Origin of the sequence: Oscillibacter acetigenes, from assembly GCF_025567605.1 — a bacterium.
Lineage (GTDB): Bacteria > Bacillota > Clostridia > Oscillospirales > Oscillospiraceae > Oscillibacter > Oscillibacter welbionis.
The window spans coordinates 47,606-72,787 of record NZ_JAOQKG010000006.1 but is presented as its reverse complement, the minus strand read 5'-3'; the positions used below and the strand labels follow the sequence as shown (position 1 = coordinate 72,787).

The following is a 25,182-nucleotide window of genomic DNA, read 5'->3' as shown; positions in this document are numbered from 1 at the left end:
ACCACCTCCAGAAGCCCTCCCGCTCCAGGCTGCCGCCCGCTGCCGGAAGAGCCGATTGCGAATTGTCGAAAACCGCCGTTTTCACGGAAGTCAGTTTACCACAAAACGACGAAATAAGAAACCCCGGATTCCAAAACTGGCCTGAAAATTCCAGGAAGTCTTGACGTTTCCGCAGAAACCAGAAAATTTGCGCAAAAAATAACAAGGCAGTTATTTACACGGCAAATTTCAAGTGATATAATAACACTGCATGAGCATTCGGGGGAATGCGACCGTGTTCATGTTGGTTCAGAATGCTGTCGTGTGGGCAGCACATTTATAGGAGGTAAGTTTATGGCAAGAAAGTTCAAGTCCATGGACGGTAACAACGCAGCTGCGTATGTCAGCTATGCGTTTACCGAAGTGGCGGGGATCTATCCCATCACCCCGTCCTCTCCCATGGCAGACTTGGTCGACCAGTGGTCCGCCGCTGGTCAGAAGAACATTTTCGGCACCACTGTCAAGGTCGTCGAGATGCAGTCCGAGGCGGGTGCCTCCGGCACGGTCCACGGCTCCCTGGCCGCCGGTGCGCTGACCACCACCTACACCGCATCCCAGGGCCTGCTGCTGATGATCCCCAATATGTACAAGATCGCCGGCGAGCTGCTGCCCTGCGTGTTCCATGTGTCCGCCCGTACCGTGTCCACCCACGCCCTGAACATTTTCGGCGACCACTCCGACGTCATGGCCTGCCGCCAGACCGGCTTCGCCATGCTGTGCGAGGGCAACGTGCAGGAGGTCATGGACCTGGCGCCCGTGGCCCATCTGGCCGCCATTGAGGGCCGCGTTCCCTTCGTGAACTTCTTCGACGGTTTCCGGACCTCTCACGAGATCCAGAAGGTCGCCGTGTGGGATTACGATGACCTGAAGGAGATGTGCGACATGGACGCCGTGGCGGCGTTCCGCAAGCACGCCCTGAATCCCGAGCGGCCCAACATGCGCGGCTCTCACGAGAACGGCGACATCTTCTTCCAGCATCGTGAGGCCTGCAACAGCTACTACACCGCTCTGCCCGACGTGGTGGAGAAGTACATGGGCAAGATCAACGAGAAGCTGGGTACCGACTATCAGCTGTTCAACTACTACGGCGCTGCCGACGCAGACCGCGTCATCATCGCCATGGGCTCCATCTGCGACGTGGCTGAGGAGGTCATCGACTATCTGAATGCGGGCGGCGAGAAGGTGGGCCTCATCAAGGTCCGGCTGTACCGGCCCTGGCGTGCGGACAAGCTGCTCGCCGCCATCCCCGCCACCTGCAAGAAGATCGCCGTGCTGGACCGCACCAAGGAGCCCGGCTCCCAGGGCGAGCCCCTGTACATGGACGTGGTCACTGCTCTGGCCAACGCCGGCCGGACCGACATCCAGGTGATCGGCGGCCGTTACGGCCTGGGCAGCAAGGACACCCCGCCCGCCTCCGTCTTCGCCGTGTATGACGAGCTGAAGAAGGATTCCATGAAGCGCGAGTTCACCATCGGCATCGTGGACGATGTGACCCACCTGAGCCTGGAGGAGAAGCCCGCTCCCAGCGTGGCTCCCGCCGGTACGATTGAGTGCAAGTTCTGGGGCCTGGGCGGCGACGGCACCGTGGGCGCCAACAAGAACTCCATCAAGATCATCGGCGACCATACCGACAAGTATGTCCAGGCGTACTTCCAGTACGACTCCAAGAAGACCGGCGGCGTCACCATCAGCCACCTGCGCTTCGGCGACTCCCCCATCAAGTCTTCCTACTACATCAACAAGGCCGACTTCGTGGCCTGCCACGTGCCCGCCTACATCACCAAGCACTTCCCCATTGTCCGGGACGTGAAGCCCGGCGGTGTGTTCCTGATCAACTGCCAGTGGAGCGACGAGGAGCTGAGCCACCATCTGGATGCCGCCTCCAAGCGCTACATCGCCAAGAACAACATTCAGGTCTACACCATCAACGCCATCGACCTGGCCAAGGAAATCGGCATGGGCAAGCGCACCAACACCATCCTGCAGTCCGCCTTCTTCTCTCTGGCTAAGGTCATGCCTGAGAGCGAGGCTGTGGGCTACATGAAGGACGCCGCCACCCACTCCTACCTGAAGAAGGGCCAGGACATCGTGGACATGAACCACAAGGCCATCGACGCCGGCGCCACCGCCTACAAGAAGTTCGATGTGCCCGCCGACTGGGCCAACGCTGTGGACGAGGCCGAGCCCGTCAAGCACGAGGGCCCCGCCGCTCTGGTGGAGCAGGTCAGCACGATTCTGGACCCCGTGGGCCGCATGGACGGCGACAGCCTGCCCGTGTCCGCCTTCGTCAAGCATGTGGACGGCCAGTTCGAGCTGGGCGCCGCCGCCTATGAGAAGCGCGGCGTGGCCGTGTCCGTTCCCACTTGGGATTCCACCAAGTGCATCCAGTGCAACAACTGCGCCTATGTCTGCCCCCACGCCACCATCCGTCCCTTCGCTCTGACGGAGGAGGAGGCCAAGAATGCCCCCGCCGCCGCCAAGATCGTGGACGTGAAGGCCGGCAAGGGCAAGGGCGTGTACAAGTACACCATGGCCATCAGCCCGCTGGACTGCATGGGCTGCGCCGTGTGCGTGGGCCAGTGCCCGGTGGACGCCCTGACCATGGTGGACCAGGAGCAGGAGGCCGCCCAGCAGGAGGTCTTCAACTACTGCGTCTCCCAGGTGTCCGAGAAGAAGGACATGCAGGACAACACCGTCAAGGGCAGCCAGTTCCGTCAGCCCATGCTGGAGTTCTCCGGCTCCTGCGCCGGCTGCGCCGAGACCAGCTATGCCCGCCTGATTACCCAGCTGTTCGGTGACCGGATGTACATCTCCAACGCCACCGGCTGCTCCTCCATCTGGGGCGGTCCGGCTGCCACCTCTCCCTACTGCACCAACAAGGAAGGCCATGGTCCCGCTTGGGCCAACTCCCTGTTCGAGGATAACGCTGAGCACGGCCTGGGCATGTATCTGGGCCAGCAGGCCACCCGCAGCCGTCTGGCGGATCTGACCCGGGAGCTGATTGCCAAGGATTGGGCAGTGCCCGCTCTGAAGGAGGCCGGCCAGAAGTGGCTGGACACCATGGAGGACAGCGCCGCCAACGGCGAGGCCACCAAGGCATACATCGCCGCCCTGGAGAGCAGCATCTGCACTGTGGACGAGCTGCTGGCCAATCCCAAGGCGGAGATCCATGCCTTCGGCGAGGAGCTGAAGGCAAAGGGCGAGACGCTGTGCCAGTGTGACGCCTGCAAGCTGGCTGCTGAGATTCTGGCGGACAAGGAGTTCCTGTCCAAGAAGTCCATGTGGATCTTCGGCGGCGACGGCTGGGCCTACGACATCGGCTTCGGCGGTCTGGACCACGTCCTGGCCTCCGGCAACGATGTGAATGTCTTCGTCTTTGATACCGAGGTGTACTCCAATACCGGCGGCCAGGCCTCCAAGGCGTCCAACATCGGCCAGGTGGCGCAGTTCGCCGCGGCCGGCAAGGAGATCAAGAAAAAGTCCCTGGCGGAGATCGCCATGAGTTACGGCTATATCTACGTGGCTCAGGTGGCCATGGGTGCCAACCCCGCCCAGACCCTGAAGGCCATTCAGGAGGCCGAGGCTTATCCCGGCCCGTCCCTGATTATCGGCTACGCCCCCTGCGAGATGCACTCCATCAAGGGCGGCATGATGAACTGCCAGAAGGAAATGAAGAAGGCTGTGGAGTGCGGCTACTGGAACCTGTTCCGCTTCAACCCCGCCGCTGAGGGTGCCAAGTTCACGCTGGACTCCAAGGAGCCGGCTGGCGGCTATCAGGAGTTCCTGATGAACGAGGCCCGGTACAGCCGTCTGACCCGCGAGTTCCCCGACCGCGCCGGCGAGCTGTTCCAGCGCAACGAGAAAGCTGCCATGGATCGCTATCAGCACCTGCTGAAGCTGAAGGCCATGTACAGCGAGTAAGCATATACCATATCAGAGGACCGCGGGAGTTATCCCGCGGTCCTTTTCTCTGCCGGGACGTGCGCCTGGAAGACAGCCCGTCAGAGAACAGCGGCACACCGCCGTCAGAGAGGTTGAGACAGCCCCCGGACGCCGCAGCGTCCGGGGGCTGTTTCTGGTCAGACGATTCGTGGGGTTACAGCAGGGCCGCAAAGGTATCCGCCATGGCCCCGCCCTGGACCCGAGCGATTTCGGCGGCGCTGCCCGCGTCTTCCGGAAGCAGGCCCCATTCCCAGGCCAGTTCCAGAGCGGTTTGGTCCCAGGCACCCTCCGCCAGCGCATCGGGCAGAGGCGCGGTGCGGACAGCCTCCGGCTCCAGCCCCAGGGCCTCCGCAGTGCGGACGAGAAAGACGGCGGCTTCCTGCCAGGTGAGGTGCCGGGCGGCCGCAAAGGCGCCCTCCGCCGTACCGCCGGTGACGCCGGTCTCCGCGGCCCAGTTCACCGCCGGCAGGAACCACTCGATGCCCAGCAGATCCTGGAAACCGGCCTCCGCCGCTGCGGCAGGGGACCCGGCCGCAGCATACAGCTGCCCCACGAACCGCCCCCGGGTGAGCGGCGCATCCGGGTATTCCCGCTGTTCCAGCGTCTCCGGATGGGCCAGCAGCCACTCCACAGCGGTGTCTCTGCCCGCCAGGGTATCCGCCATGGTTTGGGGAACGGCGATATCCGGCTCCAGAGACTCCACGCCCCGTCCGGCGTCGGCGTCCAGCAGGGTGCCCAGGTCGATGTATTTGGAGGAGACACCAATCTGGATGCCGGAGTTGGGCAGAGAAAAGCCACTGGCGGAGCCAAAGTGGTCCACGCTGCCGCTGGCAGGCTCTCCCACCAGCGGGATGCCCATTTCCTGCAGCTCTACGGCATTGATGATGGCAGAGGAGAAGGTGGCCTCTCCGATGAGTCCCACCACCTCGGTCCCATCATCCATCTCCTGCCGCAGGACGGACAGCAGAGGCCAGATTACGCCGTCTGACCCGCCGCCGTTGTTCCGCAGGTCCACGAGAACGCGGCTGTAACTTCCGGCCTCCAGGTCCGCCTGCACCTGGGCGGCAAAGCCCTCCATGGGCAGCGCCGGGTCCTCCTGGCAGACGTTGTACTGGATATAGTAGACCTGCCCGCTCAGCGGAAGTGCGCAGTAATTGCACTTCTGGCGGGCAGTGGCGGGCTGGGGCACCTCAGCGCCTAGCTGGACAATTTCCGCCTCTCCCAGGGAGAGGTAGGGCATGGGAGCGATGGAGACGGTCTTGCCGTCAGCCAGGGTGAGGGCCAGAGGCTCACCCGCCTTTGCCAGACCCAGATAGGCGTAGTAATCCGCCACATTGCACACCTGCCGGTACTGCCGCCGCAGCTTCACCGGGTTGTCGGCACTGAGCACGCGGCCAAAGGTCTTCACCACCTCTGCCATAGAGCGGCCGCCTATGGCGGTGACCTCCGCGCCCAGCAGATCCTGTTCCTCAGCCGGAACTGTGGTCAGGTACCAGTGCCCGTCCCGCCAGGACAGCACCATGGGATAGGCATTCAGCTGGTCCACCACGCTGTCCGCCACCTGGACGCTGGTGTGGGAGTCGCCCACAAGCGCGGCCAGACTCTGCAAGCCGAAGAGAAATTCTACGTCGCTTGCGCTGTCCAGATGCTCTGTAAGCTCTGCTTTGCGGGCCAGGAAGGTCTCCTCCGGCGTGTTGGCAAAAAGATCCGGATGGCTGTCTTTCAGCGTCTCATAAAATATGGTCAGGTCCTCCCGCCGGTCATCCACTGTGGATGCGCCCGGTCCGGCCGCCTGAACACCCATGCCGAGTGCCAGGACCGCCGCCAGCGCCAGAGCGCTGGTTCTTTGAATGAACTTGGATCGCTGCTGCAAATGAAATCCGCTCCTCTCAATGTACTATTACGATAGTACAATAATACAAACGGGGCCGCCTGTCAAGAGGTTTCCGCCGCAGTTTCCAATACGATGGAGCAGGGAGACTTTCTTCAAAATCAGATGAAATTTTAGAAAAGAAAAAGAAAAAAGTTCGCAAAAAATTCATGGAATTGCAGAGGGAAAGGCGCTATAATAAAAAATCTATGAAAAGAAAGAAGGTCATTCCGATGCAACAGACATTGCCGCCGGCGGCCGCGGATGCCGAACGGCATCGACAGGAACGCAGAGCGTTCCTGTATCTTCCGCTGCTGGCTTTAGCGGTCACCGTCGTGGTGGAGCTGTTCAATCACAAGAGCTTCACAGATGGGCCCGCCAGCTTTTGGCGCTTTATGACGGAGGAACCGCTGGCATTTCTGGTGAATTTCCTGATTGTACTGCTGACGCTCTGCCCCGCCTTTTTTCTGCGGCGGCGGGCGTTCTGGTGCGCATTGGTGTCCTTCTTGTGGCTGATCTGCGGCGGCGTGAACGGGTTCATCCTCCTCAACCGTATGACGCCCTTCACCGTGGCGGATCTGACGGTGTTTGAAACGGGGCTGGACACGGTCCCCAACTATCTCTCCACCGGCTACATCATTCTGCTGATCGCGGCGCTGGTGCTGGTGGCCGCAGGGCTGGTGCTGCTGTTCTGGAAGGGGCCCCGCAGCAGCTGTCCGCTGCGGACCCGGATTCTCACCGGCATCGGAGCGATGGCGGTCTCCGGCGCCCTGATGGGCGGCGGATGCGCCCTGGCCTTTTTCACAGGCAACCTGTCAGACCAGTTTGCCAACCTGGCCTTTGCCTACGAGGACTACGGCTTTTCCTACTGCTTCCTGCAGACCTGGCTGAACCGGGGGATCCGCCGCCCGGCCAATTACAGCCAGAAGGCGGTGGCGGATATTGTCCGGTCGGTGGAGGAGAAGACGGCGGCGCTCTCCGCCGATCCGCAGACGGATGTGAATGTGATCTTCATCCAGCTGGAGTCCTATATTGATCCATCCATGATCCAGGGCCTGGAGCTGTCGGAGGATCCGGTGCCCAACTGGACGGCGCTGAAGGAAGCGTATTCCTCCGGCTATCTGACGGTGCCGGTGGTGGGCGCGGGCACAGCCAATACAGAGTTCGAGGTGCTTACCGGTATGAGCAGCCGGTTCTTCGGACCCGGGGAGTACCCCTTCCAGACCTGCCTGAAGGATCAGACCGTGGAGTCTGTGGCCTACGACCTGAAGGAAAACGGCTACGCGACCCATGCCATCCACAATCACCGGGCGGCCTTTTACAGCCGGAACGAGGTCTATCCCAATCTGGGCTTTGATGATTTTACCGCCCTGGAGTATATGCCTGCGGTGGAGAAGACGCCCACCAACTGGGCTAAGGACGGCGTGCTGAAGGACCAGATCCTCCAGGCGCTGGATGTGACGGAGGACCAGGCGGATCTGGTGTTCACGGTCTCTGTGCAGGGCCACGGCAAATACCCCATGGAGCCGGAGCTGGAGGACCCGGCCGTCACGGTGGAAGCGTGCCCCGATGAGGCGTACCGCTGGGCTTTGGAGTATTATGTGAACCAGATTCATGAGATGGACGCCTTTGTGGGGGATCTGATCCAGGAGCTGGAGGCCCGGGACGAGCGGACGGTGCTGGTGCTCTACGGCGACCACCTGCCGGCGCTGGGGCTGGAGGCCGAGAACATGGAGAGCAGCAGCCTCTACCGCACAGAGTACATCATCTGGGACAACTTTGGGCTGGAACAGCAGGACGAGCCCCTGGCGGCCTATCAGCTCTCCGCCGCTGTGCTGGGCCGCCTGGGCATCACCACCGGGCTGATGACCGCCTTCCAGCAGACCTGCCGGGAGGAGCCTACATACCGGGCGGACCTGCGGATGCTGCAATATGACGCCCTCTATGGAAAAGGATACTGCTATGAGGGCGAGGCCCGCTACAGACCCACGGAGATGGAGATGGGCATGGTGCCCATCGAGATCACCGGTATGGAGCAGCGGGCGGGGGACTGGTTCATCCTGGGAGAGAATTTTACACCTTACTGTGTGGTGACACAGAATGGGCAGCTGCTGGATACGGAGTATGAGGCCCCCTGGCTGCTGCGGGTGACGGAGGAGCCGAACACCGCGGATTACCGGGATTTGGAGATCAGCGTGGTGGATAAGCACAATGAGGTTTTAAGCAATACGGAATAAAATAAGACCGGGGAGCGGCTTGCAACCGCTCCCCGGTCCGTTTTCCGGGCAATGTCCCCCATGGTCGCGCTTCCCTGCGTCAGTCTGTGGCTGGAGTTGGATGCGCACGGCCCCGGCGGGCCTCTGCAAAAAACAGGACGGCCGCCCACAGGCGGCCGTCCTGGCGGATTCTCCCTGCAATCACTGCCGGGCCTCGGCCCGCAGCTTCAACTGCTCTGCTGTGATGGCGTAGCCCGCCTCTGCATAGGGGAAGGACGGCCGCTCCTCTGGCAGGGAAATGCCCCGCCGGGTACAGATGGCGTCCGCCACAGCCTCCAGCAGCCGGGGGTTCTTTACCAGAACTGGCCCGGTGAGCTCAGAGGCGAACACGTTCTTCCAGTGGAAGCCCTCCGGGCCCTTCTCCGCCTCATTGCCGAAGCCTAGAGAGAGACCGGTGAGCAGCGGCGCCTCCACGCCGCGGATTTGGCCGCACTTGTTCATGAAGCCTACCACGGCCTCCGGAAACAGGGCTGTAACGCCGTACACATCCCCTACGATCCGCCGCTTGCCCTGGACCGTGGTGAAAGAGGCCAGACCGATGCCGGGATACGTGTCCCCGTCCCTGTCGGTGACAGAGGCGCCTAAGAGCTCCATAGCTGTGCCGGCGAACAGCATGGCGGTGCCGTCCTCCGCTGCGGCCTTCACCGCCGCGCCGTACCGGGCGAAGTCCTCCGCCGCAAACCGCTGGGCCCGCTCCGTGCCGGCCCCCATGAAGAGAAAGTCGGCGCCGGTGATGTCCGCGCCCTCCCCCGGGATGACGGCCTGCACCGTGACGGCGCAGCCCAGGGCCTCCAGATACCGCCGCAGGACGGACACATTGGCATAGCTGCCGTAAAGGCTCATGAGATCCGGATAAAAGTGGATGATCTTCAGTTCCATGTCCTCACGCCTCCTTTACCACCTGGGAGAGAATCTTGTCCCGGTCCGAGAAGCAGGTGACCACGTATACGTTTTCACTGCCGTCCGCCTTCAGCTCCGCCGCCGCGGCGGGGATGTCCGCCTGGACCGTGACCTTTTCCCGGGGAATGTCCGTGAAGGAGAACCGCTCCGCCAGATCGTTGCAATACCGGCCGGAGAGGATGATCCGCTGCACCTGGGGGGCGTTCAGCTGGTCGAAGTCGATGTCCCACAGCCAGCTGGTCTCGCTGGTGAAGTACTTCCGGCTCACCGCGTCCACGATCACCAGGACGGTGCAGGGCTCCTGGGCGGCGCGGATGTAGCGGAGGTTCGTGTCGTAGGCGATGGAGTTCTCATGCTTGCTGGTCAGCAGCATCCCCCGGTGCTCCCCCAGGGTGAATTTCTGCATCCGTCCGTTCTTCAGGATGTAGTTGTTGATGACCCCGGCGGCGGTGTCCGCCGCCACGCCGCACTCCCGGCAGGCGGCATAGGCCGCCAGGATGTTGTAGACGTTGTAGATGCTGCGGAAGGCCAGCTGGATGGTGATGGAGCTGTCGATGGTCAGGGTGCCCCGGCCCAGGTCCAGCGCCGTGGCGGTGTAGTCCGTGGCGGGCTTGTGATGGCCGCATTTCGTGCAGCGGAAAGCGCCGATGTGGTTGTAGTGGACGTAGTCATATTCCATGGGGGCATGGCACACCGGACAGCAGGCCCCGTCGTGGTACACGCCGGTGGGGGACGCGGTGTCGGAGGGGCAGCGGTCCAGGCCGAACCACTTCACCCTGTCCCGTCCCCGGGCAAAGCAGCTGGACAGGGGATCGTCGGCGTTCAGGATCAGCTCCGTCTCCGGATGGAGGGCCGGGAGAATGGCGTCATACACCCACTCCGGATGGCCGTTCCGGGTCAGCTGGTCCCGGTAGAGATTGGTGATGACGAACTCCGTGGGGTGGAAGTAGCGGAAGCTCTGGGCTGCGTACCGCTCGTCGGACTCGATCAGCAGCACATCCGCCCGCACCCGGCCCGTGAGAGACGCGTGGGTCAGCACCAGCGTGGTGACGCCCTCGATCTGGTTGGAGCCCTCTTCATTGTAGACCACGGTTTTGCCCCCGGCCCGCAGGATGGCGGCGATCATCTCCACGGTGGAGGTTTTGCCGTTGGAGCCGGTGACGGCGATGATGTGGCTGGGCAGCTGGACCCGGGCGAGGATATCGGGGCAGATCTTCAGGGCGAATTTGCCGGGCATAGAGCTGCCCTTGCCCACCAGCTTGCCCACGGCGCGGCCCAGCTTGCACACCAGGATGGCCAGAAACTTTCTCAAAGCGCCTCCATCTCCTTTTCCTCCGGGAAGTCCCGGAATTCCGCGATGGCGCGCACCGGCGCGCCGTCGGCGTTCTCAAATTTCAGGGGCAGTGCGAAAAGCATCAGGTCGGTGCGCCCCACGACCTTTTTCAGGCACAGGCTCTCCAGGATCACCAGACCGCCGTCCAGCAGAGTTTTGTGGGCCAGGAACTGCTGATCCCGCAGGGTGTCCACGCTGAGGGCGTCGGTCCCCACGCCCTTGAGGCCGCAGGAAACCAGATATTTGGCCGCCTCCTGGTCCGGCACGGGGAAATCGTCGTCATAATAGGCGCCGGTGCCCCACTTCCGCTCCCAGCCGGTGTAGAACAGCACGAAATCCGCCGAGCGGATGGTCCCGTTCTGCTCCCGGAGGTAGTCGGCGGTGATGACGCTCCGGGGCGGCAGGTCCGACACGTCCAGCACCACGGCCCGGCCGCAGAACTGGGAGGCGGGCAGCACCTCCAGCGTGGAGCCCCGGGGAAGCATGTGGGACGGGGCGTCCATGTGGGTACCGGTGTGGGAGGCGATGGTCAACTGGGTCTCCCGGAACCCGTCCCGGGTCAGGGAGCCGGTGGGCTTGATGGAGGGGGCGGCGGAGCCGGGATACATGGGCATCTCCGGCGTGATGGTGTGGGTCAGGTCGATAATCATGGGCGGGAGCTTCCTTTCCTTCCATGCGGCGGGGCATGGTGCTTTTTCTAAGTTCTGGGAGAGCGCGTTACCGCTGGTCCGAGAGGCCCAGCAGGTAGTCCACGCTTGTTTGAAAATATCTGGCCAAAAAGATCAGCTGTGTGGCGGGGACGTTGATGCATCCGGCCTCGATTGCCTGATAATGGCGCTCGGTTTTTCCAAGCAGCTCGGCCATCGCCTTCTGCGTGATCTTGCGGTCCCTGCGCAGCTGCTTCAGGCGCTGGGAAAAAATAGGCAGAATCACATCCATAGAGGGGTCCCTTTCTATTGACTGATACAAGATCTCGTGTTACAATAAACACGATATATAATATCGTGAAAGGAGGGCGCTTGTGAAAGAAATTTACGAATGGCTCTACGACGAGTACGCAGAGGCGGCGCTGTGCCAGGAGCCGCTCTTCCAGGACCATGTGCTGGAGGAGGTGCTGGCCGCCGCGCCGGAGGACATCCGCCTCGGCCTGTTCGACCAGGTGGCGGGCCTGCGTCTCCAATGGTGTACCGCGGCCTTTGCCAGAGGCCTCCAGCTGGGCCTGGCCCTGGGAGTGGAGCAGGGGCAGGCGCCGCACTACCGCTCCAGATAGATCATCAGCGCCGTCACGTCGGCAGGGCTGACGCCGGAGATCCGGGAGGCCTGCCCCAGGTCCGCCGGGCGGACGGCGTTCAGCTTTTCACGGGCCTCCAGCCGCAGCCCCTGGATGGAGGAATAGTCCAGATCCGGCGGCAGGCGCCGCCGCTCCATTTTTTGGAAGTCCTCCACCTGTTTCTGCTGGCGCTGGATGTACCCCTCGTACTTCACGCTGATCTCCACCTGCTCCGCCACGTCTGCCGGCAGGTCCGGCCGGTCCGGGTCGAAGGGGGCCAGGTCCGCGTAGGTGAGCTGGGGCCGCCGCAGCAGGGCAACCAGGGGACAGCCGTCCGGGGCGTCCGCCGTGCCCTTTTCCGCCAAAAACGCAGCCAGGGCGGGGGAGGGGGAGACGCCGGTGTGGGTCAGCCGGGCGATCTCCCGGGCCACGGCGTCGTACTTTGCCTCCACGGCCCGCAGACGCGCCTCCGGCACCAGGCCGATGTCGTACCCCCGGCGGGTCAGCCGCTGGTCGGCGTTGTCCTGCCGGAGGAGCAGGCGGTACTCGCTGCGGGAGGTCATCATCCGGTAGGGCTCGTTGGTGCCCTTGGTGACGAGATCGTCGATGAGGGTGCCGATGTAGCTCTCCGACCGGGAGAGGATGAAATCGCACTCGCCCCGCAGCTTCCGCACGGCGTTGACCCCGGCCGCAAAGCCCTGGACCGCCGCCTCCTCGTACCCGGAGGAACCGTTGAACTGCCCGGCACCGTACAGGCCCGGCACAGCCTTGCACTCCAGGGTGGGCCGCAGGGCCAGGGGGTCGATGCAGTCGTATTCGATGGCGTAGGCAGGCCGGGTCATCACAGCATGGCGCAGGCCCGGCACGCTGCGGAGCATCCGGATCTGCACCTCCTCCGGCATGGAGGAGGAGAAGCCCTGGATGTACAATTCTTCAGTGTTGAGGCCCATGGGCTCCACAAACAGCTGGTGGCGGAGCTTGTCCGGGAACCGGACCACCTTGGTCTCAAAGGAGGGGCAGTAGCGGGGGCCCACCCCCTCGATGACGCCGGAGTACATGGGCGCCCGGTCCAGATTCTCCCGGACGATCCGGAGCGTCTCCTCCGTGGTCCAGGTGAGCCAGCAGACCGCCCGATTCTCCGGCGGGGATTGGGTGCCGTATGAAAAGGGGACCGGCAGGGCGTCGCCGGGCTGGAGCTCCATCTCGTCAAAGTCCACGCTCCTGGCGTTGACCCGGGGCGGGGTGCCAGTCTTGAACCGCCGCAGGGGCAGGCCCAGCTTCAGCAGGGAGTCCGTCAGCCGTCCGGCGGCGTGCATCCCGTCGGGGCCGGATTCCTCCACGCACTCGCCCACGATGGTGCGGCCCGCCAGATATGTGCCGGTGGCCAGGATCACGGCCTTCACGGAGAACACCGCCCCGGTGGCCAGCACCACGGCGGAAACCGCGCCGTTCTCCGTGCGGACCTCCACCACCTCGCCCTGGCGGACCGTCAGATGGTCCTGCTGCTCCAGGGTGTGCTTCATGTACTCCTGATAACGCCGCCGGTCCGCCTGGGCCCGGAGGGACCAGACGGCGGGGCCCTTTCCCTTGTTCAGCAGCCGGTACTGGATGCAGCACGCGTCGGCGGCCTTCGCCATCTCGCCCCCCAGGGCGTCCAGCTCCCGGACCAGATGGCCCTTGCCGGTGCCGCCGATAGCGGGGTTGCAGGGCATGTTGCCCACCGCATCCAGGTTGATGGTAAAGACGATGGTCTCCATCCCCAGCCGGGCGGCGGCCAGCGCCGCCTCGATCCCGGCGTGGCCCGCGCCGATCACGGCGATATCAAATTGTCCGGCGAGGAATTCAGTCATAAGGTGGAAATCCTTTCATCGGTGTGCATGGGGATTGTCCGTGCGGCCCATCAGCCAGTCCACGGACACATCGTAGAAGTCCGCGATGTGGAGCAGATTATCAAAGCCCGGCTTGGCGCCCAGCTCCAGGTCCTGATAGCCCCGGGCGGACAGGCCGACCTCCTTGGCGACTTCTGCCTGGGTCAGCTTTTTCTCTTTACGAAGGACTCGAATTTTATCAGCAAACATATTGGGCCTCCTCTTGACATACATTCGAATGTGTGATACGGTAATAAAAGATACATTCGAATGTGCAAATATAGATTTACCCATTCTTCATGGGAGGCGGCTTTGATGGATAACTCGTATCATATCCCCGATATCATGGAAGAACTCTTCCTCGCCTGGGTCCCGGCTCCGGACTCAGGCCAGTGGCCGGAGTATCTGCGGGAGGACCCGGTCCGGGGCTATGGGCTGTTCTGCTTTTGCCAGGGCCTTGCCCTGGGCCTGCGGCTCTCGGAAGCCTGCCGCCGGAACTAGCCCTCCGCCCGGCGCAGCGTCAGCACAGCGATTTCCGGGCGGTTGAACACCCGGAAGGAGGGCCCGGAATTCCCCAGGCCCCGGGTGACGAACAGCACGGAGCCGTTTTCTTCATACAGCCCGGCGGTATAGGAGGGAAACAGGTCCAGGTCATGGGAGAACAGCCCGTCCGTCCCGGGCAGGCGGACGATGCCGCCGTGGGCATGGCCGGAGCACACCAGATCCGCCCCCAGCAGGCTGTACTGGCGCGCAAACCGGTTGTTCCGGTGGGCCAACAGGATCCAGAAGGGGTCGCCGCAGGCGGCGTAGACCTCGGCGGCCAGCTCCTCCGGCGTCTTCTGGTCGGCGTAGCCGTTGGGATCGTCGATGCCCGCCAGGACAATGGTGTCCCCGTTCCGCTCCAGGGGCACGAATTGGTTGGACAACACCGTGACGCCGTTGGCGGTGAGGATTTCCTTCAGCGCCGGCACTCCGCCCACGGCCCACTCGTGGTTGCCGGTGACGTAGTAGGTGGGGGCAATGGCAGAAAGTCCCCGGGCGGTCTCCGCCGGGTAGCCGTCCTCCGGCCCCCGGTACTTGTCCTCCAGATCCCCCAGAAAAAAGATGTACTCCGGCTGCTCCGCGGCCACAGCCGCCAGCAGGTCCGCGTTGTGCGCACCGAACGAGGCGCCGTGGAGGTCGCTGAGGACCACGATCCGGCAGCCATCAAAACCGGCGGGCAGATCGGAAAAGACAGGGTCAAACCGGGTCACCTGCAGAGCGGTGTTGTCCCAGTAGAGAAATCCGGCCAGGCACAGGGCGGACAGGGCCAGCACGGCCAGGTTCCGCCGGGTGCGGCGCTTGGGATGCTTGGGCATGGTGAACGCGGCCTCCTCCGCCGCGGAACGCAGCACGTCCGAGACGTGGAAAAAGCAAATCCAAATGTAGGAAGCGCGGGCGCTGCAAAAAGGCGCCTCCGCAGGCGCGGAGCAGATGCCCGGCCAGTATAATAGCCGCTTCGCGGCTATTATACCATAAATAGTATGGACATGACGAGTGGAAAAATACACAAAGAAGACGGAAATGGCGGGTGGCTTCCGTATGGTTTCAGCCTACTGGGAGAAGAATCCTGCACAAAAACTTTGCAAAAATTTTATGTAAACTGTATATTCCTGCCCTTGCAGACGGCTGCCCACCCTGCTATACTGAATTCTGTAATCCTCAGAGAGAAAGGAGGGAGCAGTATGATGAATTGGAATTGGCGGGATCTCGACGATGTGGACGACCTGATCTTTACGGACGCCGGCTGGAAGCACAGCGAGCGGTGAGAACGGAATCCGATGGAGAGCCACGCCGGAGGCGTGGATTTTTCTTTTTTCGGCCCGGCGCTTGACAGTTTCCGCGGATGTGTTTCGCTCCGCTGACGATATGCAGTTCCCCGGGGAGACCGATCTCCTCTGCCGCCTGGAATGTTCCGGGCGGCATTTTTGCGGCTTTTTCAAAAAAACTGTCGAAAAAACGGAAAAAAGTAAAAAAATGAATGGCATTTTTCTGAAAACTGTGATACGCTGATACCAGAGAGGAGAGCCTTGCGGCTGTGGGCCCCGCAGTGCCGGCGGCCCGTTTGGGAGAAGGAGAGAGGAAGCTATGAAGAGGTGGAGCGTGCTGTTTCTGGCACTGGCGCTGTGGGCGCTGGCCGGGTGCGGCGGGCCCGCCGCGGACGAGGGGGCGGCGGGAGAAGCGCCTTCCGTTTTTGCGGAGGCCCCTGCACCGGATGCGGAGGGCGGTCTGTCCGCCGTCAGGCTGGAGGGTCAGGCCCGTCCCCTGACAGACGAGGAGATCCAGGCGGCCTATTTCCGGGCGGAGGAGGCGTACGGCTGGTTCAGCCTGGAGACGCTGCCCTGCGGAGAGAAGACGCAGACCATAGACGGCTGGCTTTACTATCCGGTGGAGTACCCGGGCATGGAAAATCTGGCAGACCTGCGGGCCTATCTGCGGGGCCTGTTTTCAGAGGAGCTGGTGGATGCGCTGCTGGCCTCCGGCGGAGCCCATCCCCTGTATCAGGATGTGGACGGGGCCCTGTATGTTCTGCCTACCAGCCGGGAGCGGGACGAGTCCAAGGGTCAGGCGGACATCCAGATCAAGCCGTACGGCCAGGCGGGATACTCTGTCATAGTAGAGGTGGATCTGCTGGCAGACGGCGGCTCTACCGTGACAGGGGTGGAGTCCTATGCATTCCCCTATGAATTTCTGGAAGACCGCTGGGTCTTCACCGATTTCCACTTGATCTATTGAGCAGAGCTGGATGGGTTGCAGCTCAAAATCAGAACCATATTGCTGTATACGGCCCTCAGACTGCGGTTTGAGGGCATTTTTCACAAAAAAATTCGCCGGATTTCAGGTCAGGCGTCCTGTAAAGAGGCAATCTGCCCAAATGAATGAAAAGTGGGAGCCAAAAAACAGGAACTTTGTGGAAAACGCGAAAACGTAGCTGTCTGCACGCAAAATTACCTAATATTTTCTTGAAAAATTTCCGGGCTATGTTAAAATATACGTACCGTATACAAATACAACTGCAAAGGAGCGGAGAAACATGGAAGACCTTTTCTGGATCGGATTTGTCGGGGCGGCTATCGCACTGCTCTTCGCGTGGCTGCAGCGCAGCCGCGTGATGTCCTTCTCGGAGGGGAACGAGAAGATGCGGAAGATCGCCGCCTCCATCCGTGAGGGCGCAAACGCCTATCTGAAGCACCAGTACACCACAGTGTTCAAGGTGTTTCTGGTGGTGTTCATCCTCCTGCTGATTATTGCTTTCGGTTCCGGCGGGAAGATGCTCTCGCAGTTCACCCCCTTCGCGTTCCTCACCGGCGGCATCTGGTCCATGCTGGCGGGCTTCATCGGCATGAAGATCGCCACAAACTCCAATGCCCGGACGGCCCAGGCGGCCTCCGAGAGCCTGAACAAGGGCCTGCGGGTGGCGTTCTCCTCCGGTTCCGTCATGGGCTTCACCGTGGTGGGCCTGGGAATGCTGGACATCACGATCTGGTTTTTCCTGCTGCGCTATGCCTTCGGCATCAATGATCCGGTGTCCCTGGGCAATATCATGGTGATGAACGGCATGGGCGCCTCCTTCATGGCTCTGTTCGCCCGTGTGGGCGGCGGCATCTACACCAAGGCCGCCGACGTGGGCGCCGACCTGGTGGGCAAAGTTGAGGCCGGAATCCCCGAGGACGATCCCCGGAACCCCGCCACCATCGCCGACAATGTGGGCGACAACGTGGGCGATGTGGCCGGCATGGGCGCGGACCTGTATGAGAGCTATGTGGGCTCTATCCTGGCAACCTTCGCCTTGGGCGCTGTGGGCGGCTACGGCTGGGGCGGCCTGCTGCTGCCCGTGGCCCTGGCCGTGTGCGGCATCATCTGCTCCATCATCGGCTCCTTCCTGGTGAAGACTAAGGAGAACGCCACCCAGCAGTCCCTGCTGAAGAGCCTGCGGACCGGCACTTACACCGCCGCTGTTCTCTCCGCCATCCTGGCGGCGCCCCTGACCTATTTCATTCTGGATGGGCACATGGGCGTTTATGTGGCCATCCTCTGCGGTCTGATCGGCGGCTGCGCCATCGGCTACTTCACCGAGTATTACACCTCTGATACCTATAAGCCCACTCAGGAGCTGGCGGCCGCCTCCGAGACCGGCTCCGCCACCATCATCATCGGCGGCATCTCCCTGGGTCTGAAGTCCACTCTGACCTCCATCCTGATCGTGGCGGCTGCGGTGCTGGTCAGCTACTTCGCCGCCGGCGGCAGCATGGAGATCGTGGATGAGGCCGGCGCCTTTACTGCGGCCTTCAACCAGGGCCTGTACGGCATCGGCATCGCCGGCGTGGGTATGCTGTCCACCCTGGGCATCACCCTGGCTACGGACGCCTACGGCCCCGTGGCAGATAACGCCGGCGGCATCGCGGAGATGAGCGGCCTGCCGGAGAGCGTCCGGGAGCGGACCGACGCACTGGACTCTCTGGGCAACACCACCGCCGCCACCGGCAAGGGCTTCGCCATCGGCTCCGCCTCCCTGACAGCCCTGGCCCTGCTGGTCAGCTACGTGAACATCGTCCAGGAGAACACGGAGGAGATGCTGAACTTCACCCTGACCAGCCCCACGGTGCTGGTGGGCATGTTCATCGGCGCCATGCTGACCTTCGTCTTCTCCGCCTTCACCATGAGCGCGGTGCAGAAGGCGGCCCAGTCCATCGTGGTGGAGGTCCGCCGCCAGTTCAAGGAGATCGCGGGCATCATGGAGTACAAGGCAGACCCGGACTATGCCTCCTGCGTGTCCCTGTGCACCAAGGGCGCCCTGCATGAGATGGTGGTGCCGGCCCTGCTGGCCATCATCGTGCCTCTGGCTACCGGCCTGGTGCTGGGCCCCACCGGCGTGGTGGGCCTGCTGGGCGGCGTGTCCGTCACCGGCTTTGCCATGGCGGTGTTCATGTCCAACGCCGGCGGTGCCTGGGACAACGCCAAGAAGTATATTGAGGGCGGCCACCACGGCGGCAAGGGCTCCGAGTGCCACAAGGCCGCCGTCGTGGGCGATACGGTGGGCGACCCCTTCAAGGACACCTCCGGCCCGTCCCTGAATATCCTCATCAAGCTGTGCTCCACGGTGTCCATCGTGTTCTCCGGCCTGATCCTGAGCTTCAACCTGATGAACCTCCTGTGAGTTTTCGATTCGGCGCCTCCCGCTTTTGCGGGAGGCGCTTTTTCGCGCCAGCTTTCACTCCGGACGAAAAAAATCACTGCCCACCATTGCGTGCAGCCGAAAGAGACATATAATAGAGAGCAGGACAAGCTGTGCAGACTGCGCCCGCAGGGCGCCAATTCATGCAGGGAGGAACCGATATGGAGAAGAACATCACGATCCGCCCGGAGCGGGTGAGCGATTACCAGCAGGTGGAGGACATCATCCGGCAGGCGTTTTACAACCTCTACACGCCAGGATGCACGGAGCACTACCTGGCCCACGCCATCCGGCCCCACCCGGATTTTCTGCCGGAGTTGGACCTGGTGCTGGAGCTGGACGGCCGTGTGGTCGGCAATATCATGTACACGAAGAGCACACTGGTGGACGAGGCAGGGAAGGAGAAGGGCATCCTGACCTTTGGACCAGTCTGTATCCGACCGGGACTGCAGCGCCGGGGCTATGGCAGGCTGCTGATGGAGGAGTCCTTCCGGCGGGCGTCCGCCATGGGGTACGAGGCTATTGTGATCTTCGGCGATCCCAACAACTACGTGGGCCGCGGCTTCCAAAGCTGCAAAAAGCACCGGGTCCATCTGGAGGACGGGACGTATCCCGCCGCGATGCTGGTGAAGGAACTGGAGCCCGGCACCCTGGCGGGAAAAAGCTGGATATACCGCCAGAGCCCGGCGTTTGTGTTTGACGAAGCGGAAGCCCGCCGGTTTGACGACAGCCTGCCGCCCATGGAGAAAAAGCGCCTGCCCTGTCAGGAGGCCTTTGAGATTCTCAGCAGCGCCGTCCTTCTGTGACAGGAGTGCGCACTTTTTTCACTGGAAATATCCGGTTTGCTTGACAGAGTAAACGATTACCGATATAATAGCACCGGAAATCCCTGGTGGGCCCTCCCTTGGGAGGAACGCGCCCGCATGATTCTGTCTTATAATTTTAATAAAGGAGTACGAGTTCTATGAAGCAGATCATTGAGATTGTCGACGTCCTGGGCCGGGAGATCCTAGACAGCCGGGGCAACCCCACTGTGGAAGTGGAGGTCTATTTGGAGGACGGCACCATGGGCCGCGCCGCCGTGCCCTCCGGCGCTTCCACCGGTATCTATGAGGCCTGCGAGCTGCGGGACGGCGACAAGGGCCGCTACAACGGCAAGGGCGTGGAAAAGGCTGTGGAGAACGTCAACACCGAGATCGCCGAGTGCCTGATCGGCATGAATGTCCTGGATCAGACCTCCATCGACAAGGCCCTGATCGACCTGGACGGCACCCCCAACAAGTCTCGCCTGGGTGCCAACGCCATCCTGGGCGCGTCCCTGGCCTGCGCCAAGGCGGCGGCCGAGAGCCTGGGCGCCAGCCTGTACAGCTATATCGGCGGCGTCAACGCCAAGCAGCTGCCCGTGCCTATGATGAACATCCTCAACGGCGGCGCCCACGCCACCAACAATGTGGAGATCCAGGAGTTCATGATTATGCCTGTCTCCGCCCCCTCCTTCCGGGAGGCCCTGCGCCGCTGTGCCGAAGTGTTTCACGCCCTGAAGGCTGTGCTGAAGGAGAACGGCACTCCCGCTGCCGGTGTGGGCGACGAGGGCGGCTACGCCCCCAATCTGAAGAAGGATGAGGACGCCCTGAAGGTCATTGTCCAGGCCATCGAGGCCGCGGGCTACAAGCCCGGCGAGGACTTCAAGATCGCCATCGACGCCGCCTCCTCCGAGTGGTGGGACGAGGAGCAGAAGTGCTATGTCCAGCCCAAGTCCGGCAAGAAGCTGACCCAGCAGCAGCTGGTGAACATGTGGAAGAAGTTTGCCGACAACTATCCCATCATCTCCCTGGAGGACGGCATGGCCGAGACCGACTGGGAGGGCTGGGCCATGCTGACCAAGGCCATCGGCGATCGGGTCCAGCTGGTGGGCGACGACCTGTTCGTCACCAACGTGGAGCGTCTGGCCACCGGCATTGAGAAGCAGGTGGGCAACGCCATCCTTATCAAGGTCAACCAGATCGGCACCCTGACCGAGACCCTGGACGCCATCCAGATGGCCAACCGGGCCGGCTACACCGCCATCGTGTCCCACCGCTCCGGCGAGACCGAGGACGCCACCATCGCCGACATCGCCGTGGCCGTCAACGCGGGCCAGATCAAGACCGGCGCCCCCAGCCGCACCGACCGGGTGGCTAAGTACAACCAGCTGCTCCGCATCGAGGAGGAGCTGGGCGACGTGGCGCAGTATCCTGGCATGAAGGCGTTCTTCAACCTGAAGTAAGCAGCGAAAGCAAAGCGCAAAGCCGCCCGACAGGGCGGCTTTGTTTTTAATACGAAAAGGAATTATTGCAAAAAAATTTACGATTTGGATAGATTCCCGGTGGAATGCCGGTGGGAAACAACGAATTCTCGTATGGTATGGACGGACACCAGAAGAAGCATCACCAACCAATACAGTATCAGGAACTTTCCACCAGGACGAAGCAGAAAGAACTGGAGCAGACCCGGACGATGGATGGACGTCCAAATGCTGCGGGTACCGGCATATTGGAGCGCAAAGGCGACCAGAAGCAGCCAGCAAACAGGGACGGGCGGGGGACGGCGAATGGTTTGAACCGTCAGGAACAACAACGCAATGGTCAGCCAGAAGGCGGCCATCCAGGTGACAGAGTTGCCGGAAGGAAGCCACATCAAACTGGGGCCAAAAATCGAAAAAAGCGCCAGCCATACACCCCAGCTGCAGATGATGGCTAAAAACTTCCTGCGGAACAAACAGGCGGTTCCGCACATGAGTAGCGGCCACACCGCGATTGGCCCGGTTAGCGCATAGGAATAGAGCACCACGGCGGAAAGAAAAAACGCGATCCCCACCAGCCTCTGCCGGTGGAGCCGAAGTTCCTCTGCCGTCACGCCGGCCTTTACGGCGGGGGCCGCCGAATCCGGGACCTCTCCCTTCACCAGTTCATCCAGAGATACGCCGAACACTCCACTCAGTTTCACCAACTTCTCCAAATCCGGTACGCTGGCGTCGTTTTCCCACTTGCTGACAGACTGCCGGGATACTCCCAGCTGCTCCGCCAGGGTATCCTGACTGAGCCCTGCTTTTGCCCGCAGCTGAATCAGCCGTTCTCCCAAGGTCATGGTCTCGCCTCCCGCTTCAATTCTGCGACCATCATAGCAGAGGGCGGCGGGATTGTCCATCAAGGTCCCTTGGCGATTCCGCAACCGCCGGTTGCAATGAACAAAAAAACAGCGGCGGACCGCGAAAGCGTCCGCCGCTGTCTGCTGTATGGAAAATGGGATGTACGGCAATCAGTCCTCGCACAGGCCGGCAGTGATGATGGCCATGGAGTAGACCTCCTGGGCGTTGCAGCCCCGGGACAGATCGTTGATGGGGGCGTTCAGACCCTGCAGGATGGGGCCGTAAGCCTCAAAGGAACCCAGACGCTGGGCGATCTTGTAGCCGATATTGCCGGCGTTGATGTCCGGGAAGATGAAGGTGTTGGCATGGCCGGCCACCTTGGAGTCAGGGCACTTGGTGCGGGCCACGCGGGGAGAGACGGCGGCGTCGAACTGCAGCTCGCCGTCCACATCCAGATCGGGGGCCAGGGCCTTGAGTCTGCTGCAGGCATTGCGCATCTTGTCCACATCCTCGCCCTTGCCGGAACCCAGGGTGGAATAGCTGAGGTAAGCCACCTTGGGATCGATGCCGAAGACCTTGGCGGTGGTGGCGGTCTCCAGGCCGATCTCCACCAGCTCATCCTCGGTGGGCTTGATGTTGATGGCGCAGTCGCCCATGGCCAGAACCTCGCGGTCGCCGGTGGCAGAGGGACGGACCAGAATGAAGCAGGAGGACACGATCTTGTTGCCGGGCTTGGTCTTGATGATCTGCAGGGCGGGACGGACCGTGTCGGCGGTGGAATAGGTGGCGCCGCCCAGCAGAGCGTCGGCATAGCCCATCTTCACCAGCATGGTGCCGAAGTAGTTGGCCTGCTTGAGGAGCTTGCGGCACTCCTCCTCACTCATCTTGCCCTTGCGCAGCTCCACCAGGGTGGAGACCATCTTCTCCATGTCGGGGAAGGCCTCGGGATCAATGATCTCAGCGCCCCGGATGTTGAAGCCGGCTTCCTCGGCAGCGGCCTGGATCTCGTCGAGATTGCCCACCAGCACAGGGGTCAGGAAGGTACCGGACAGCAAGCGGGCGGACGCCTCCAGAATGCGGGGATCCGTGCCCTCAGTGAAGACAATCTTCCGGGGATGGGCCTTCAGCTTTTTGATCAAAAATTCAAACATCTCTGATTTCCTCCAAAAACGTACAGATTTGGGAACGTATTTAGACTATTCTCATTATACACAACTCGCCGTCGGGGTCAATTGGAAAATCAAAATATCATCACAAAAATTTGTGTCCGGCGGGAGGGCGCTTCTGGCAAAAGTGTGGGACCCTACCAGATGCTGTGGTGCGGAAATTGATGGAAACACAAGAAATTGAAGAACTTTTTTAACAATTTTAGACTTGACTGGAAGCGGGAAATGGCGTATGATTACAAACGGTAACAAATTGTAACTATTTCGCTGGATTTTACGGAGACGATATGAGCGAACATATTCAGAAAAGCGATCATGCCGCCCGGCAGTCCCGCCGCGGCGGCAAGCGTCTGGCTGCTGGACAGGCGGAGCGGGAGAGGAAGTGTCCGCCCACGCCCCCGGAGGTGCAGCCGGAGCCCGTATCCGCACCGACGGCGGTGAAGCCCTTGATCCCCGAGTGGGGAGAGGAGCCCGCTGGTCCGTCCCGACGGACAGAGCCCCGGCGCCGGAGGCTGCGGCAGGCTGTGCAGTCCTGGCAGGACACGGAGGGGGAGATCAGCCCTGTGGTGACCGGCTGCCAGGCGCTGGCGGAAAAGGCCAAGAATACCCGCCGCCACTGGCGGCGTCTGGTACGGGAGAAAAAGGCAAAGCGGTTCCCGGAGTCTGAGCGGCTTCCTGTGCAGTTGCTTCTGCTGGCCTGGGGAATGCTGCCCACTCTGGGGGGGCTGCTGGGCGAACGGATCCGCGCCAGCCGGAAGCAGCGGCGTGAGCGGGTCTCTGCCCTGCGGGCCAAGCTGGGGCACCGCTGGCGCCTGCATCCAGCGATGCTGCTGTGCGGCGGCTGCGTGGCTGCTGCCATCGGGTTGTTCTTCTCCGTCTACACCTTCGGGACGACGGTTTTGTACGACGGCGAGGTGATTGCCGCTGTGGGCTCCCAATCCGCAGCGGAGGAGGCCGCGTCGGACCTGGAGGCGGTCACCGCCCGGACGCTGGGGGAGAGCTACACCATCGACGACTCCCTGCTGCAGTATTCCTCCGGCCTGCTGCTGCGGCAGGACGTGGTAGACGAGACGACGCTGGAGGAGGACCTGTCCCAGCAGATCGGTCTGGTCACCCAGGCGTACAGTCTGTATGTGGACGGTGAGCTGGTGGGCGCGACCCCCTATGAGGGCGCACTGGAGGAGCTGCTGAGCCAGCTCCAGAGCAGCACCGCGGACGAGAACACCATCTCCTGCGAATTTGCGGAGGATGTGGAGATCAAGCAGGAGTACGTGCCCACGGAAAAGGTGATGAACCTGGGGTATCTGGCGGAGCTGCTGTACAGCACGAAGACCGCTGAGACCACGTACACCGTGAAGGCGGGTGACACCTGGTCCGAGATCGCGGAGGATCACGGAATGACCTCCAAGGAACTGCTGGCGCTGAACCCCGGCTACAACATCGACAAGATCCAGATCGGCGAGGTGCTGACGCTGTCGGAGGCCGTCCCCTATCTTACAGTGACAGTGAAGCAGCGGGAATACTACGTGGAAGACGTCATGTATGATGTGGAGTATACGGACTCTGCCTATCTGTACAAGGGCGACTATCAGGTGACTTCCCCCGGTGAGTACGGCGCCGCCGACGTGGTGGCCAACGTCACCTATGTCAACGGTGTGGAGACGGAGCGGACGATCCTCTCCTCTGTCACCCTGAAGGAGCCCGTGACGGAGCAGCGGCTCCAGGGCACGAAGGAGCGGCCCACCTGGCTGCCCACCGGCACGTTCCGGTGGCCCATCAGTGGCCGGATTACCTCCCGCTTCGGCGGACGGTCCTCTCCCGGCGGCATTGGCTCCACCAACCATCAGGGCATCGATATTGCCGGGCCGTACGGCACGCCGGTCTACGCGGCGGACGGCGGCACAGTCACCTACTCCGGCTGGATGGGCGGCTACGGCTACCTGGTGGAGATCAACCACGGTAACGGCTATGTGACCCGGTACGGTCACAACAGCAGCCTGACGGTCTCCGTGGGCGACCACGTCTACAAGGGCCAGCAGATCGCACGGGTGGGCTCCACCGGCAACTCCACCGGCAATCACTGCCACTTCGAGGTCCGTTACAACGGCGTGGCCCGCAACCCGCTGAACTATCTTCCCTGAGCAGTATAAGCGAGCCCCCGGCTGAAAAGCCGGGG

The 25,182-nt window shown here is 62.2% G+C and carries 19 protein-coding genes; 9 read left to right on the top strand and 10 right to left on the bottom strand.

The features are described from left to right. Window positions 1–333 precede the first annotated feature (333 nt). Window positions 334–3,960, top strand: coding sequence for a pyruvate:ferredoxin (flavodoxin) oxidoreductase (nifJ, locus tag OCV80_RS12695; RefSeq protein ID WP_136891286.1), 3,627 nt, complete (start codon window positions 334–336; stop codon window positions 3,958–3,960). A gap of 175 nt (window positions 3,961–4,135) precedes the next feature. On the opposite strand, the gene OCV80_RS12690 is transcribed toward nifJ, so the two are convergent. Further along, window positions 4,136–5,854 carry a hypothetical protein gene (locus OCV80_RS12690; protein ID WP_136891285.1) on the bottom strand — a complete coding sequence of 573 codons (1,719 nt, stop codon included), beginning with the start codon at window positions 5,852–5,854 and terminating at the stop codon, window positions 4,136–4,138. Window positions 5,855–6,084: 230 nt separating this feature from the next. On the opposite strand from OCV80_RS12690, the gene OCV80_RS12685 reads away from it, so the two are divergent. Then, window positions 6,085–8,088, top strand: coding sequence for a sulfatase-like hydrolase/transferase (locus tag OCV80_RS12685; protein WP_158629763.1), 2,004 nt, complete (start codon window positions 6,085–6,087; stop codon window positions 8,086–8,088). Between the two features lie 180 nt (window positions 8,089–8,268). Here the strand turns inward: OCV80_RS12685 and OCV80_RS12680 are convergent, their stop codons facing one another. The 4 genes from OCV80_RS12680 to OCV80_RS12665 all read right to left on the bottom strand — a co-directional run bounded on the left by OCV80_RS12680 (window position 8,269) and on the right by OCV80_RS12665 (window position 11,299). Next, window positions 8,269–9,006 (bottom strand): type 1 glutamine amidotransferase, encoded by a 738-nt coding sequence (locus OCV80_RS12680; protein ID WP_136891283.1) that lies wholly within the window; start codon window positions 9,004–9,006, stop codon window positions 8,269–8,271. A gap of 4 nt (window positions 9,007–9,010) precedes the next feature. After that, complete coding sequence (locus OCV80_RS12675; RefSeq protein ID WP_021750809.1) at window positions 9,011–10,339, bottom strand: Mur ligase family protein; 1,329 nt, start codon at window positions 10,337–10,339, stop codon at window positions 9,011–9,013. Beyond that, window positions 10,336–11,010, bottom strand: a complete 675-nt coding sequence (locus tag OCV80_RS12670; RefSeq protein WP_021750808.1) for a cyclase family protein — start codon at window positions 11,008–11,010, stop codon at window positions 10,336–10,338. The genes OCV80_RS12675 and OCV80_RS12670 overlap by 4 nt, the downstream gene beginning before the upstream one ends. Before the next feature lie 67 nt (window positions 11,011–11,077). Beyond that, window positions 11,078–11,299, bottom strand: a complete 222-nt coding sequence (locus OCV80_RS12665; protein WP_267288447.1) for a helix-turn-helix domain-containing protein — start codon at window positions 11,297–11,299, stop codon at window positions 11,078–11,080. 82 nt (window positions 11,300–11,381) lie between these two features. Here OCV80_RS12665 and OCV80_RS12660 point away from each other — a divergent pair, with 82 nt between their 5' ends. Beyond that, window positions 11,382–11,630: a hypothetical protein gene (locus OCV80_RS12660; RefSeq protein WP_021750806.1), complete on the top strand. Its 249-nt coding sequence runs from the start codon at window positions 11,382–11,384 to the stop codon at window positions 11,628–11,630. Here the strand turns inward: OCV80_RS12660 and mnmG are convergent. Then, complete coding sequence (gene mnmG / locus OCV80_RS12655) at window positions 11,615–13,480, bottom strand: tRNA uridine-5-carboxymethylaminomethyl(34) synthesis enzyme MnmG (RefSeq protein WP_119311820.1); 1,866 nt, start codon at window positions 13,478–13,480, stop codon at window positions 11,615–11,617. The genes OCV80_RS12660 and mnmG overlap by 16 nt on opposite strands. A gap of 15 nt (window positions 13,481–13,495) precedes the next feature. Beyond that, window positions 13,496–13,708 (bottom strand): helix-turn-helix domain-containing protein, encoded by a 213-nt coding sequence (locus tag OCV80_RS12650; RefSeq protein ID WP_119311819.1) that lies wholly within the window; start codon window positions 13,706–13,708, stop codon window positions 13,496–13,498. A 105-nt stretch (window positions 13,709–13,813) separates the two neighbouring features. Between OCV80_RS12650 and OCV80_RS12645 the strand changes: the two genes are divergently transcribed. Next, window positions 13,814–13,999: a hypothetical protein gene (locus OCV80_RS12645; RefSeq protein WP_119311818.1), complete on the top strand. Its 186-nt coding sequence runs from the start codon at window positions 13,814–13,816 to the stop codon at window positions 13,997–13,999. Here OCV80_RS12645 and OCV80_RS12640 read toward each other — a convergent pair. Next, window positions 13,996–14,856: a metallophosphoesterase gene (locus OCV80_RS12640; RefSeq protein WP_025545452.1), complete on the bottom strand. Its 861-nt coding sequence runs from the start codon at window positions 14,854–14,856 to the stop codon at window positions 13,996–13,998. The two genes, OCV80_RS12645 and OCV80_RS12640, sit on opposite strands and share 4 nt — an antisense overlap. Before the next feature lie 769 nt (window positions 14,857–15,625). Here OCV80_RS12640 and OCV80_RS12635 point away from each other — a divergent pair. The 4 genes from OCV80_RS12635 to eno all read left to right on the top strand — a co-directional run bounded on the left by OCV80_RS12635 (window position 15,626) and on the right by eno (window position 20,979). Then, window positions 15,626–16,273 carry a hypothetical protein gene (locus tag OCV80_RS12635; RefSeq protein ID WP_267288446.1) on the top strand — a complete coding sequence of 216 codons (648 nt, stop codon included), beginning with the start codon at window positions 15,626–15,628 and terminating at the stop codon, window positions 16,271–16,273. Between the two features lie 298 nt (window positions 16,274–16,571). Beyond that, complete coding sequence (locus tag OCV80_RS12630; RefSeq protein WP_021750796.1) at window positions 16,572–18,695, top strand: sodium-translocating pyrophosphatase; 2,124 nt, start codon at window positions 16,572–16,574, stop codon at window positions 18,693–18,695. Window positions 18,696–18,874: 179 nt separating this feature from the next. Continuing rightward, window positions 18,875–19,519, top strand: a complete 645-nt coding sequence (locus tag OCV80_RS12625; protein WP_036627997.1) for a GNAT family N-acetyltransferase — start codon at window positions 18,875–18,877, stop codon at window positions 19,517–19,519. 158 nt (window positions 19,520–19,677) lie between these two features. Further along, a complete protein-coding gene (gene eno, locus OCV80_RS12620) occupies window positions 19,678–20,979 on the top strand; it encodes a phosphopyruvate hydratase (RefSeq protein ID WP_021750793.1) in 1,302 nt (433 codons plus the stop codon). A 77-nt stretch (window positions 20,980–21,056) separates the two neighbouring features. On the opposite strand, the gene OCV80_RS12615 is transcribed toward eno, so the two are convergent. Both OCV80_RS12615 and pta read right to left on the bottom strand, forming a co-directional pair. Next, window positions 21,057–21,839 (bottom strand): helix-turn-helix domain-containing protein, encoded by a 783-nt coding sequence (locus OCV80_RS12615; RefSeq protein ID WP_136891280.1) that lies wholly within the window; start codon window positions 21,837–21,839, stop codon window positions 21,057–21,059. 171 nt (window positions 21,840–22,010) lie between these two features. After that, window positions 22,011–22,991 (bottom strand): phosphate acetyltransferase, encoded by a 981-nt coding sequence (pta, locus tag OCV80_RS12610; RefSeq protein WP_025544830.1) that lies wholly within the window; start codon window positions 22,989–22,991, stop codon window positions 22,011–22,013. A 302-nt stretch (window positions 22,992–23,293) separates the two neighbouring features. On the opposite strand from pta, the gene OCV80_RS12605 reads away from it, so the two are divergent. Beyond that, window positions 23,294–25,147 (top strand): peptidoglycan DD-metalloendopeptidase family protein, encoded by a 1,854-nt coding sequence (locus OCV80_RS12605; protein ID WP_119311815.1) that lies wholly within the window; start codon window positions 23,294–23,296, stop codon window positions 25,145–25,147. Window positions 25,148–25,182 lie beyond the last annotated feature (35 nt).